Annotated in this window: 11 protein-coding genes; 6 read left to right on the top strand and 5 right to left on the bottom strand. The window is 63.8% G+C overall.

The annotated features are described in order from the left end of the window. From AU381_RS08255 to AU381_RS08265, 3 genes are all read left to right on the top strand, one after another. On the top strand, nt 1-738 hold the full coding sequence (locus AU381_RS08255) for a 16S rRNA (uracil(1498)-N(3))-methyltransferase (protein WP_064241252.1): 738 nt from the start codon (nt 1-3) through the stop codon (nt 736-738). Nucleotides 739-884: 146 nt separating this feature from the next. Further along, on the top strand, nt 885-2,258 hold the full coding sequence (locus tag AU381_RS08260) for a glutamate--cysteine ligase (RefSeq protein ID WP_064241253.1): 1,374 nt from the start codon (nt 885-887) through the stop codon (nt 2,256-2,258). A gap of 101 nt (nt 2,259-2,359) precedes the next feature. Further along, a complete protein-coding gene (locus AU381_RS08265; RefSeq protein WP_064241254.1) occupies nt 2,360-3,178 on the top strand; it encodes a DUF937 domain-containing protein in 819 nt (272 codons plus the stop codon). Nucleotides 3,179-3,525: 347 nt separating this feature from the next. On the opposite strand, the gene AU381_RS08270 is transcribed toward AU381_RS08265, so the two are convergent. Then, nucleotides 3,526-3,822, bottom strand: coding sequence for a DUF1127 domain-containing protein (locus AU381_RS08270; protein ID WP_064241255.1), 297 nt, complete (start codon nt 3,820-3,822; stop codon nt 3,526-3,528). A gap of 205 nt (nt 3,823-4,027) precedes the next feature. On the opposite strand from AU381_RS08270, the gene AU381_RS08275 reads away from it, so the two are divergent. Both AU381_RS08275 and oxyR read left to right on the top strand, forming a co-directional pair. Beyond that, complete coding sequence (locus tag AU381_RS08275; RefSeq protein WP_064241256.1) at nt 4,028-4,978, top strand: LysR substrate-binding domain-containing protein; 951 nt, start codon at nt 4,028-4,030, stop codon at nt 4,976-4,978. Between the two features lie 159 nt (nt 4,979-5,137). Next, nucleotides 5,138-6,055 (top strand): hydrogen peroxide-inducible genes activator OxyR, encoded by a 918-nt coding sequence (gene oxyR / locus AU381_RS08280; RefSeq protein ID WP_064241257.1) that lies wholly within the window; start codon nt 5,138-5,140, stop codon nt 6,053-6,055. A gap of 40 nt (nt 6,056-6,095) precedes the next feature. Here the strand turns inward: oxyR and AU381_RS08285 are convergent, their stop codons facing one another. The 3 genes from AU381_RS08285 to AU381_RS08295 all read right to left on the bottom strand — a co-directional run bounded on the left by AU381_RS08285 (nt 6,096) and on the right by AU381_RS08295 (nt 9,868). Then, on the bottom strand, nt 6,096-6,971 hold the full coding sequence (locus AU381_RS08285; protein WP_064241866.1) for a dienelactone hydrolase family protein: 876 nt from the start codon (nt 6,969-6,971) through the stop codon (nt 6,096-6,098). A 220-nt stretch (nt 6,972-7,191) separates the two neighbouring features. Next, nucleotides 7,192-8,694 carry an IMP dehydrogenase gene (guaB, locus tag AU381_RS08290; RefSeq protein WP_064241867.1) on the bottom strand — a complete coding sequence of 501 codons (1,503 nt, stop codon included), beginning with the start codon at nt 8,692-8,694 and terminating at the stop codon, nt 7,192-7,194. Nucleotides 8,695-8,884: 190 nt separating this feature from the next. Continuing rightward, nucleotides 8,885-9,868 carry an MBL fold metallo-hydrolase gene (locus tag AU381_RS08295; protein WP_064241258.1) on the bottom strand — a complete coding sequence of 328 codons (984 nt, stop codon included), beginning with the start codon at nt 9,866-9,868 and terminating at the stop codon, nt 8,885-8,887. Nucleotides 9,869-10,038: 170 nt separating this feature from the next. Between AU381_RS08295 and AU381_RS08300 the strand changes: the two genes are divergently transcribed. Then, on the top strand, nt 10,039-11,448 hold the full coding sequence (locus AU381_RS08300) for a DHA2 family efflux MFS transporter permease subunit (protein ID WP_064241259.1): 1,410 nt from the start codon (nt 10,039-10,041) through the stop codon (nt 11,446-11,448). Between the two features lie 267 nt (nt 11,449-11,715). Here AU381_RS08300 and AU381_RS08305 read toward each other — a convergent pair whose 3' ends face one another. After that, nucleotides 11,716-12,099 (bottom strand): VOC family protein, encoded by a 384-nt coding sequence (locus AU381_RS08305; protein ID WP_064241260.1) that lies wholly within the window; start codon nt 12,097-12,099, stop codon nt 11,716-11,718. Nucleotides 12,100-12,103: the final 4 nt, after the last annotated feature.

Consider the following 12,103-nt stretch of genomic DNA (forward strand, 5'->3'; position numbering starts at 1 on the left):
ATGCGCGCCAATTTCCGCATGCAACGGCTGTTCGTCGAAAGCCCGCTTCACGCCGGGGCAAGGCACGAAGCGACGAAGGATCAGTTCAATTATCTGGTCAACGTGCTGCGCTTCGGCGAGCGCTCGTCGATCCTGGTCTTCAACGGACGAGACGGCGAGTGGCGTGCGGAACTGTCCCTGCCTTCCCGGAAGCATTTGGTTCTCACGGCGAGCGAGCAGACGCGTCCACAGCCCGCACCCGCGGACCTCGTCTACCTGTTCGCCCCGCTCAAGGTGGGGCGACTCGATTACCTGGTCCAGAAGGCTGTCGAGATGGGCGCCGGCGTGCTGCAGCCGGTGATGACGCAGCATGTGCAAGGCAAGTTCGGCAATCTCGACCGGCTGCGCGCCAATGTCATCGAAGCGGCGGAGCAGTGCGGTGTTCTCGGCATTCCCTCCGTGGAGCCGGCGCGAAAGCTCGAAGAACTCCTGGCGAACTGGCCGCGCGAACGGCGCATCATCTTCTGTGACGAGGGCAATGAGAGCCAGAACCCGCTGCCGATCCTCAATAGGATCAGCGAGCGCCGTCTCGCGCTGCTGATCGGCCCGGAAGGCGGCTTCTCGGATGCCGAGCGGGTGCTGTTGCGCAGCCTCGACTACGTCACCGCGATCCCGCTCGGCCCGCGCATCCTGCGCGCCGATACGGCAGCCGTGGCCGCACTTGCGATCATCCAGGCAACGCTTGGCGATTGGCGATGACGCCATCGATCGGCAGCGGCACAGGAACCGAGTTTTTTTGAGGGCATCTTGAAAGAAATTGACTTGCACCGCACTTGATTACGGTTCAAGCACCCTCCATCCAGTCCTGCTATTGGCGGGATCCCGCACATACGAAGAAGACGAATATGGCCCGAGACACCACCGACCAGACGCCGGTCACCTCCGTTGCCGACTTGACCGCCTACCTCGCGTCCGGATCGAAGCCGAAGGATAAATTCCGGATCGGGACGGAGCACGAGAAATTCGCCTTCTTCAAGGCAGACAACACCCCCGTGCCCTATTTCGGCGAGGCCAGCATCGAGGCGCTTCTGAAGGGCATGGCTCAAAGGAACGGCTGGGAGCCGATCCTCGACGAGGGCAACATCATCGGCCTTGCGGAACGCGAGGGCAATGGCGCGATCTCGCTGGAGCCCGGCGGCCAATTCGAGCTTTCCGGTGCGCCGCTCGAGAACCTGCATCAGACCTGCAAGGAATCAAACCAGCACCTCGCCGTGCTTCGCGAAATCGCCGAGCCGCTCGGCATCCGCTTCCTCGGCATCGGCGGCAGCCCGAAGTGGACCTTCGAAGAGACGCCGCGCATGCCGAAGTCGCGCTACGCGATCATGACGCGCTACATGCCGAAGGTCGGGACCAAGGGCCTCGACATGATGTATCGCACCTGCACGATCCAGGTGAATCTCGACTTCTCCTCCGAGGAGGACATGCGGCGCAAGATGCAGGTATCGATGAAGCTGCAATCGCTCGCCACCGCCCTCTTCGCGAGCTCGCCCTTTACCGACGGCAAGCCGAACGGACTGCTTTCGTGGCGCGGCGACATCTGGCGCGATACCGACAACCGACGCGCCGGCCTCCTGCCATCCGCCTTCAAGCCCGACTTCGGCTTTGCCGACTACGTCGAATGGGCCCTCGACGTGCCGATGTATTTCGTCGTGCGCGACGGCCATTATCATGACTGTACCCATGTGACCTTCCGCCAGTTCATGGACGGGGCGCTGAAGGGCGAGATCGCCGAATGGCGGCCCAACATGGGCGACTGGACCAATCATCTTTCGACGCTCTTCCCCGACGTCCGGCTGAAACGCTTCCTCGAGATGCGCGGCGCCGACGGCGGGCCGTGGCGGCGGATCTGCGCGTTGCCCGCCTTTTGGGTGGGGCTGCTCTATGACGACCAGTCGTTGGCGGATGCCGAGGCTCTTACGCGCGACTGGGGCTACGACGAGGTTCAGGCTCTCAGGGACGCGGTTCCCGCCGAGGGGCTGTCCGCGAAGTTCAGAACGGCGTCGCTCTTCGACATCGCCCGCGAAGTGTTGGCGATTTCGCGCGCCGGGCTGAAGCGGCGCAACAATCTGAATGGCGATGGCATAGACGAGAGCCACTTCCTGGAGCCGCTCGACGAGGTGTTGGCGAAGAAGGCGACGCTCGCCGAGGACCTGCTCGCCCTCTACGATGGCCGCTGGAACCGTTCCGTCGATCCGGTCTTCACCGAATACCAATACTGAGGAGCGGCACGCGTCCCACGTCCAAGCAAAAAGCGGTTTCCAGCCCTTCGATTCCCGTTATAGTGCAATGACATGCGTCGCTCGCCCGGGAAGGAAATGCCATGGCACCGCTTTTTGACATGTTCGCACAAGCGCAAAATGGCCAGGCGATCGAGCTGATGGCGAAGCAGTTCGGCCTGGCCCAGGAGCAGATGGCGAAGGCGGCAGCGGCGCTGATGCCGGCCTTTTCCACGGGCTTCAAGCGCAACACCGCCAATCCCTATGATTTCGGCGCGCTGCTGACGGCACTCTCGACCGGCAATTATGTGAAATATTTCGAGGATATGAGGCAGGCCTTCACGCCCCAGGGCGTGGCAGACGGCAACGATATTCTCGGCCAGCTCTTCGGCTCGAAGGAGATGTCGCGGGCCATCGCCACGCAGGCGGCGCAGATGACCGGCATCGGCCAGGAAGTCTACAAGCAGATGCTGCCGGTGATGGCGACCACGCTCATGGGCGGTCTCTTCAAGGAGACGACCAGCCAGGTGAACGAAGCGCTCGCCAACAATCCGATGATGACGCTGATGCGGCAATGGATGGAGGCGACCGGCCTCGCCAAGAAGCCCGAGCCTCCGCCGAACCCGTTCGACAATCCCTTCACCCAAGCGATGCAGGGGTTTTTCGGCGTCGGCAAGGGAGATGCGAAACCGAAAACACCCGACTTCTTCGCGGACAATCCCTTCGTCAAGGCGTTCCAGGACATGATGGGCAACGGCGGTAAAGCGGCCGAGAAGAAGCCCGACGAAAACCCCGCCCTCGCGCAGTTCTCGCAGATGATGAACAGCATGTTCGACACTGGCCTTGTGATGCAGAAGGAATATCAGAAGAACATCGACGCCCTGTTCGAGAGCTACAAGGGCGGTTCAGGTACGAAGGGTTAACGCGGCGGAATTGCCCCTCTCCCCGTCTCGACGTCTCGACGGGAAGAGCGGACGAGGTTGGCGCGCCATACCCCTTCGCCCCGCTTGCGGGTAGAAGGTGCCGGCAGGCGGATGAGGGGCAAAAACTCGGTTCGCCGTTCCTAATTGACGGACAAAAAAGCCCGGTACACGTCTTGGCATGTACCGGGCAAGGGGCAGGGTCTATTGGCTCATACCCTGCGGGGAACAGATCGGTGATAAGCGTCACCGTAACTGGAATTTCGCGGCATGATCCGCGCGATGGCGGCAAGCTTTTGCGGGATCATGCCGCAAATGGCGTATCCGAGGCGGGGGACATGCCATTGGGATCAATCGTGGCGGACACCCCTGTAGAAGAGATGCGCCCGGTTTCGCGACGCGCGCGTCAGGAAGCTGCCCGGGTTCTCGAAGAAGGACGAGGTCATCGCCTCGTGCAGATCTTCTCGTTTCAGCCCCATGTCGAGCAGTTGCCGGTCGTCGAGATCGTGAAGACGCGCAATCTGGCAGCGGTTTCGGTACAGGCGCCAGACAGCCGTCAGCACGCCGATGACACCTGCCGTGCGGGACGCAAGCGACGGCTTGCCTGCAGCGAGGTCGAGATCGAGGGCGTGTTGGGTCGTGCGCATGGCGGAACTCCTTTTTCAGGCACGAAGAAACCCGTTCCCTGCGGGGAGGTCATCGCAGGGGCAAACGGGAATGGTTTGGTTGGTCGACGGCTAAAGTCGCCGAGAGGATTGACGTGATTTGCACGCTATGAATCGCAAATGCTTATTGATCAGTCCAACGAATGTTTTTAATGGTATTCATCAAACAATCTTATGGGTATTGACCATGTCCGCACCGCTCGACATCGATCAGTTGCAAACCTTCGTCGCCATCGCCGATACGGGCAGCTTCACCAAGGCCGCCGATCGCGTCTTCAAGACCCAGTCGGCGGTATCGATGCAGATGCGCCGGCTGGAGGAACGCATCGGCAAGCCGCTGTTCATGAAGGACGGGCGCGGCAACCGGCTGACGGTCGAGGGCGACCGGCTTTTGAATTTCGCCCGGCGGATGATCCGCCTCAACAACGAGGCGATCGCCTCCTTCGACGATAACCGGCTCGAAGGCACGCTCAGGATCGGCACCCCCGACGACTATGCCGACCGCTACATGCCCGAGATCATCGTTCGCTTTGCGAAGACGCACCCGAACGTCGAGCTCTACATCGTCTGCGAGCCTTCGCCCGACCTCGCCGAGAAGATGGCGAAGGGCGACCTCGACATCGCGCTCGTCACCCACAATCCGCGGGTGCGGCCATCCGATGTGGTCAGGACCGAACCGCTCTGTTGGGTCGGCTCGATCAACCATCCGCTTCCGGAAAACGCGCCGATTCCGCTCGCCGTCGGACGCCGCGACTGCATCTGGCGCCAGGCCGCCTGTGCCGCGCTCGATGCGACGGGCCGGGAATACCAGATCCTGTTCACGAGCTGGTCGTCGACGGTCGTCGCCGCCGCGGTGCTCGCCGGCATGGCGGTTTCGGTCCTGCCGGAGTCGGCTCTTCGCCCCGGCATGAAGGTGCTGACGCTCGCGGACGGGTTCCCGGCGCTCGCCCCCGTGCAGATCGGCATCATGAAGCGCCCCGGGCTTTCGCCATCGCTCTCGAACGCGATCACCAACCACATCACCGCCTGCCTCGACAATATCACCCCGGTCGCGGTCAACGACGATCTCGACAACGACATCAAGGGCTATCCGCGCTACCCGCGCCTCAGGCAGAGCCATATGCTGCCAGGCTGGTAAGCCCGCCTGACGGCCGAAACGAGGGCCACGCCTCTCCCGAGGCGTGGCCCTCGCACCTTACTTCGGGGTCGCTTGCGCCTTCGCTCCGTGGCGGCGGTTCGTTCAATCCGATAATCAGTGATTGTATCTCAGCCGCATTTTCAATAAGCAATTCCTATCATGTTGACGCTTCGGCAGATGCGCTATTTCGATGCTCTCGCCACGGCCCGCCATTTCGGCCGAGCGGCCGAGCTCGCTCATGTCAGCCAGCCGGCCCTTTCGGCGCAGATCATGGAGATGGAAGAGCATCTCGGCGTCAAACTTGTCGAGAGAAGCCGCGGCGGCGTGTTTCTGACCGGCAAGGGCGAGGACGTGCTGGCGCGGGTCCGGGCCATCCTGGCCGATGTCGACAGGCTGGAGGAGAGCGCCCGCGCGAATTCCGGAACGCTCGAAGGGCGTGTCCGCCTCGGTGTCATCCCGACCCTGGCACCCTATCTGGTGCCGCGGCTCATTCCCTATCTGCGGGCGCGATACACAGAGATCGAAATCGAGCTCAAGGAGTCGCTGACCGATAGGCTGATCGCCGATCTTGCCGACGGCCGCCTCGACGCAGTCGTCGCGGCACTGCCGATCGATGCCGACGGCATCGCCACGCGACCTCTGTTTTCCGACCGGTTCTTCATGGCAGTCGCGGACAACGAACGGAACGTGCTGATGTCGCCCCTGACCGAGCAGCAGGTCGATATCTCGCAACTCCTCTTGCTCGAGGAAGGTCATTGCCTTCGCGACCAGGCGCTGGCCGTCTGCAATACCGCCGGCAAGCGGCAGCTGACGAGCTTCGGCGCCACTTCCATGGCGACGCTTCTGCAGATGGTGGCCAACGGCATGGGCATGACGCTCATTCCGGAGATCGCCATACCGAGCGAGGCGTCGCGCAATTCCATCCGCATCGTGCCCTTTGCCGCGCCCGGGCCGGCGCGCGAGATCGGGCTCATCTGGCGCCGCAGCAACCCACGCCGGCGCGATATGGACGCGCTTGCCGAAGCGATCGTCCATTGCGCTCGCTCGATATCCGACGAGGCTGCCGCCACGGGATAGGAGAACGCAGCGGTCCCCTATCCCGAGAATTCGTCGCGGGTCAGGCGAGCTTCGTCTTCAGGAACTCGATGGTGCGTCCCCAGGCGAGATCGGCTGCAGCCTTGTCGTAGCGGGCGGCCGAGGTATCGTTGTTGAAGGCGTGGTTGACGCCGTCATAGACGTGGATCGTGGCGTCCTTCCCGTTCTCCGTCAGCGCCTTGCGGTAAGCCTCGATGCCCGCATTGATGCGCTCGTCGAGCCCCGCATAGTGAAGAAGCATCGCGGCCTTGATCTTCGGCACGTCCTCGGCCTTCGGCTGGGAGCCGTAGTAGGCGACGCCGGCCTTGAGATCGGGAGAATTGACGGCAAGGCGATTGACCATGCCGCCACCCCAGCAGAAGCCGATCGCGCCGACATCGCCGGTGCTTTCCGCGTGATCCATGAGGAAGGCAACGGTCGCCACCGCGTTGGAATCGGTTTCACCCGCGTCGAGCGCGCTGATCATCTCGCGCGCCTTGTCCTCATCACGCGGCGTTCCGCCGCCGGGCGACAGGAAATCCGGAGCGAGCGCGACGAATCCTTCGAGGGCGACGCGGCGCGCGACATCCCTGATGTGTGGATTGAGGCCGCGATTCTCATGGATGACAATAATTGCCGGGATCTTTCCGGACGCATTGGCCGGCCTGACGAGGTAGCCCTTCATCTCGCCATCGGCACCGGGATAGGTGATGTCCTCTCCCTTGATCCGCTCGTCCGTCGCGCCGACCATCTCGGCCTTGGCGCTGTCGGCGGCCAGCATCGGGGCAATTGCCGCGGCCGCCGCCGCCGAACCGGCAAGCGTCGTCAGCCTCTCCATGAAGCGGCGGCGATCGAGGGTAAGGTGCGTGTATTCGTCATAGGCATCGATCATTGCCTGAGTGATCACAGGCTTGTTCATGATGCTTTCCTCCGGCAGTTTCTTGCGAACCGGTGTCGACAGCCGGCCGCGCGCCGACAGCATAGGTCAGCAGACGGCAGGCACACGTCAAAACTGCGTTACTTGTCGTGATCTACAGCAGGGTCTGTTCGGGTCGAGAACGATGCGGCCGTCGTCGACCCGCGCAGGGTGAAGGATGAAGCACGGACGTGGGACGCCGGGCGGCGTCCCACCGCAGACATCAGGCGGCGCCCGGATAGTTCGGGCTCTCGCGGGTGATCGTCACGTCGTGCGCGTGGCTTTCGCGAAGGCCGGCGCCGGAGATGCGCACGAAGGTGGCGCGTTCCTGATACTCCTTGATCGTCGCGCCGCCGACATAGCCCATCGACGCCCTGAGGCCGCCGGCGAGCTGATGCAGGACGCCGCCGACCGGCCCCTTATAGGGAACCTGGCCCTCGATGCCTTCTGGCACGAGCTTCAGCGTGTCGCGGACTTCCGCCTGGAAATAGCGATCGGCCGAACCGCGCGCCATGGCGCCGACCGAACCCATGCCGCGATATGCCTTGAAGGAGCGGCCCTGATAGAGGAATACCTCGCCCGGGCTTTCCTCGGTGCCGGCGAGCAGCGAGCCGACCATGACGGCGGACGCACCGGCGGCGATCGCCTTGGCAAGATCACCGGAATATTTGATGCCGCCATCGGCGATGACCGGGATGCCGGAGGCCTGCGCCGCCTCGACGGCCGCCATGATGGCCGCCAGCTGCGGCACGCCGACGCCGGCAACAATGCGCGTCGTGCAGATGGAGCCGGGACCGATGCCGACCTTGACGGCATCGGCGCCGGCGTCGATCAGCGCCTTCGTCCCATCCGCCGTCGCGACATTGCCAGCCATGATGCGGACCGAGTTCGACAGCTTCTTCACCCGGGCGACCGCGTCGAGCACGCGCTGCGAGTGGCCGTGGGCGGTGTCGACGACGATCAGGTCGACGCCGGCATCGATCAGCCGCTCGGCGCGCTCGAAGCCGTCATCACCGACGCTGACCGCCGCGGCGGCGCGCAGCCGTCCCTGGGAGTCCTTGGAGGCGTTCGGGTTCAACTGCGACTTCTCGATGTCCTTGACTGTGATGAGTCCGACGCAGCGGCCTTCCGGATCGACGACGAGCAGCTTCTCGATGCGGTGCTTGTGCAGCAGGCGCTTGGCTTCCTGCTGGTCGACGTTTTCCTTGACCGTGACCAGGTTCTCCCGGGTCATCAGCTCGTAGATCTTCTGGCTCGGATCGGAAGCGAAGCGGACGTCGCGGTTGGTCAGGATGCCGACAAGGCGACCCTGCTTCTGGCCGCCGCTGCCGCCGTTTTCCACGACCGGGATGCCGGATATACCGTGCGCCTTCATCAGGCTCAGCGCGTCGGCCAGCGTCGCATCCGGACCGATCGTCACCGGATTGACGACCATGCCGCTTTCGAACTTCTTGACCTGGCGCACCTCTTCGGCCTGTTCGGCAGGCGTCAGGTTGCGGTGGATGACGCCGATGCCGCCGGCCTGGGCCATGGCGATCGCCAGCCGCGCCTCGGTGACCGTGTCCATGGCAGCGGAAAGGATCGGCAGGTTGAGGTCGATGTCCTGGGCGATGCGGGTCGCGATGTTCGTCTGGCCCGGCATAACCTCGGAATGTCCCGGCTGGAGCAGGACGTCGTCGAAGGTCAGAGCCTCCAGACCGGTTGCCGTTTCGATGATGCGCGCCATGGCCAGTTCCTCTTCGAATATACGAAAATCCCCGGGGACCATCAGCGACTTGTCCACCGGGTGACTTCAAAGCTTGTCTTGGAAGTTGGCGAGGGCTCGTAACACGGTTATGTCAGAATGGAAATAGTTAAGGCCCGGAAATCTCCCGGGCCCCGCATATTTGTTGTTGCAGAGCAACAAAGCTCTGAATTCAAATGTCGAACTGGTAGGTTGCCGGCACGAAGCGGTAGCCCTGGTCCTGCCGCTCGACGAAGCCGACGGCTGGGAACGGCATGTGGTAACCGATGAAGGGCAGCCGGTCGGTCGCGATCATGTCGAAGACTTTTCTGCGTGTGGCGCTCGCCGCAGCCTTGTCCATGTCGAAGCGAACCTCCCAATCCGGCCGCTGCAGCGACAGGACGTAGTGGTTGGACGTGTCCGCGGTCAGGATCAGCGCCTTGCCCTCGGACTCGAGCCGGTAGATCATGTGCCCTGGGGAGTGGCCGAAAGCAGCGATGGCGGCGATCCCCGGAACCACCTCGGCACCGTCAGCGATGAAGGTGGTCTTTTCCGCCAGGGGGACGACTTTCTGCAGCACCGCCTTGTGGCCGTTTTCGGCCGGCGTACCGACGCGAGCCTCGTCCTTCCAGAAGTCGAACTCCACCTGGCCGGTCACATAGCGGGCGTTCGGGAAGGCCGGCTTGCCGCCTTCCACGAGGCCGCCGATATGATCGCCGTGCATATGAGTGATGACGACGACCGAGACCTGCTCCGGCGCGTAGCCGGCGGCCCGGATCCCTTCGGCGAGTTTTCCGGTTCCGGCCTCCCGGCCACCCTCGCCCAGGCCCGTGTCGAACAACACGATCTCCGATCCGGTATCGACCAGAACCGGGGCAAAGCCGTTGATAAGACCGGTGGTCGGCAGGAAATTCTGTTCGAGCAACGCGGAGACCGCCTCTGCGGGCTGGTTGGTGCCATAGGTCTCGTGCGGGTTTTCCGAGGCGCGGGTGCCGTCGCTGATCACCGTCACCTTGAAGGTGCCGAGCTTCAACACCTTGAAAGCCGCATCACTTGCCATGGCGCCCATTTCCGCACTTTCCTGAGCCGTTGCGATCCCCGTCAAAAGGCCCGGCGCTGCCAAGGCAGCCGCCCCTGCCCCGAAAAGGGTTCGGCGCTTGAAACTATGTGTGATCATGATCGCTCCTGTTGATCGGCGCTGCTCCTGCTCGCCGCAGGCAAGAAGTAGCGGCCTTGACAGAAAAGGTCAGCCACATCACAGGCTTTTGATCTGCAATCGCCGGTTTTGCCCCGACAAAGCCATCGGGACCGTCTACCGGACACCGAGCCCCGCATCCAAGGCCTCTCATGAACCGCATCGTCCCGATGATCCTCGCCATCGCTCTCTTCATGGAGCAGATGGATTCCACCGTCATTTCAACATCGCTGCCGGCGATCGCGCATGACATCGGGGTCGGGCCGATCACGCTCAAGCTGGCGCTCACCGCCTACATGGTGGCGCTGGCGATCTTCATACCGTTGAGCGGCTGGATGGCGGACCGCTTCGGTGCCAAGCGCATTTTTCGCGCTGCGATCCTCATCTTCATCATTGGGTCGGTGTTCTGCGCCGTCGCCGACAGCCTCGTCGCCTTCGTGCTGTCGCGCTTCCTGCAAGGCATGGGTGGCGCGATGATGACGCCGGTCGCACGCCTCGTCCTGGTGCGCGGCACCCCGCGCAGCGAGCTCGTCTCGGCCATGGCGTTGCTCACCATCCCCGCCCTTGTCGGCCCCCTGGCGGGCCCGCCGCTCGGCGGCTTCATCACCACCTATTTCTCCTGGCACTGGATCTTCCTGATCAACGTGCCCGTCGGCATCGCCGGCTATGTGCTTTCCGGCATCTACCTGCCGGAGATGGAGGTACGAAACCCGCCGCCGGTCGACATCCTCGGCTTCCTGCTCGGCGGCATCGCCGCGTCGGGCATCGTCTTCGGCCTGTCGGTCGTCAGCCTGCCGGCCCTGCCGCCTGCGGTCGGCATCGCTTCGGTCTCGGCCGGTGTCGCAGCGACCTTCCTCTACATCTTCCACGCCCGCCGCCATCCGGCGCCGGTGCTCGATCTCGGGCTGTTTCGCGACGGCGCCTTCCGCGCCGCCTCGGTCGGCGGCACGATCTTCCGTATCTCCGTCGGCGCCGTTCCTTTCCTGATGCCGCTGATGCTGCAGATCGGCTTCGGCCTCAATCCGTTCCAGTCGGGGCTGATTACCTTCATCGGCGCTGTCGGCGCGATCACCACCAAGTTCTTCGCCCGGCGCGTGCTTGCCCTTGCCGGCTTCCGGACCACGCTGATCGTTGCCGCCGTGATCGCCGCCGTCACCACCTTCGCGAACGGTTTCTTCACGCCGGCGACGCCGTACCTTGCCATGCTTTCGATCCTGCTCGTCGCCGGCTTCGCCCGCTCCTTCTTTTTCACCAGCGTCAACGCGCTCTCATTCGCCGACATCGACGACGCGGACGCCAGCAAGGCGACATCGATGAGCGCCGTGCTGCAGCAGATCAGTCTCGCGCTCGGAGTGGCGGTGGCCGGTGCGATCCTCGAGATTCAAACCGCGATCGACGGCGGGCCGCTGGCCCTCGACGATTTCCACATCGCCTTCATGATGATCGCGGCGGCCAACCTGCTGGCGGCGATCCCGTTCCTGACCATGGCGAAGAATGCCGGAGCGTCCGTATCCGGCCATCGAAAAGCGCTCCGGGAAGCCGAGGCCACGGCGGGCAAGTAGAATACAATCTGGGCGGCTGGACGGGAGCTGTTCCAGACATCGGCACCCCCCTCTGCCCTGCCGGGCATCTCCCCCACAAGGGTGGAGATTGGCCGGAAGCATCGCCACGCCCCACATCAAGGCCGCGGATGCCGCAGTGCTGCAAGGCAAATGCGGGAACGAGGGGGTCGCCGCGAGTCGATCTCCTTGTGGGGGAGATGCCCGGCAGGGCAGAGGGGGGTGGGCTCCGCCAACTGCCCTCACAAAGCGGCCGGGCAGCATCGTGCTCTATTCCGGGCGTTCGCAGACGGCGGCAATCTTGTTGCCATCGAGATCCCGGACCCAGGCGCCATAAAAATGCGCGTGGAACGGCCGCAGCCCCGGCGCGCCCTCGTCGGTGCCGCCGGCAGCCAGCGCCGCCGCATGGAAGGCATCGACAGCGCTCCGCGTCTCGGCCACGAGCGCGATGCTCACGCCGTTGCCATAGGTGGCAGGCTCGCGGTTGAACGGGGTGACCACCCAGAAGCGGACGCGCACATCGCCATCGGCGCCGTAGCCGATCTCGGTTTCGTCCTGCCGCTGGCGACGGTAGCCAAGGGTCGGGAGCACGACATCATAGAAGGCGCCGGCGCGTTCGAGATCGTTGGTGCCGACCGTCACGTAAAGCAGCATGGTC

It is taken from the genome of Sinorhizobium glycinis (genome assembly GCF_001651865.1).
GTDB classification, from domain to species: Bacteria; Pseudomonadota; Alphaproteobacteria; order Rhizobiales; family Rhizobiaceae; genus Sinorhizobium; species Sinorhizobium glycinis.

Coding starts and splice junctions, on each gene's coding strand:
- AU381_RS08285 (WP_064241866.1), bottom strand. CDS start 6,971: ATGAACAAGCCTGTGATCACTCAGGCAATGATCGATGCCTATGACGAA.
- AU381_RS08305 (WP_064241260.1), bottom strand. CDS start 12,099: ATGCTGCTTTACGTGACGGTCGGCACCAACGATCTCGAACGCGCCGGC.
- AU381_RS08300 (WP_064241259.1), top strand. CDS start 10,039: ATGAACCGCATCGTCCCGATGATCCTCGCCATCGCTCTCTTCATGGAG.
- AU381_RS08270 (WP_064241255.1), bottom strand. CDS start 3,822: ATGCGCACGACCCAACACGCCCTCGATCTCGACCTCGCTGCAGGCAAG.
- AU381_RS08275 (WP_064241256.1), top strand. CDS start 4,028: ATGTCCGCACCGCTCGACATCGATCAGTTGCAAACCTTCGTCGCCATC.
- AU381_RS08295 (WP_064241258.1), bottom strand. CDS start 9,868: ATGATCACACATAGTTTCAAGCGCCGAACCCTTTTCGGGGCAGGGGCG.
- AU381_RS08255 (WP_064241252.1), top strand. CDS start 1: ATGCGCGCCAATTTCCGCATGCAACGGCTGTTCGTCGAAAGCCCGCTT.
- guaB (WP_064241867.1), bottom strand. CDS start 8,694: ATGGCGCGCATCATCGAAACGGCAACCGGTCTGGAGGCTCTGACCTTC.
- AU381_RS08260 (WP_064241253.1), top strand. CDS start 885: ATGGCCCGAGACACCACCGACCAGACGCCGGTCACCTCCGTTGCCGAC.
- AU381_RS08265 (WP_064241254.1), top strand. CDS start 2,360: ATGGCACCGCTTTTTGACATGTTCGCACAAGCGCAAAATGGCCAGGCG.
- oxyR (WP_064241257.1), top strand. CDS start 5,138: ATGTTGACGCTTCGGCAGATGCGCTATTTCGATGCTCTCGCCACGGCC.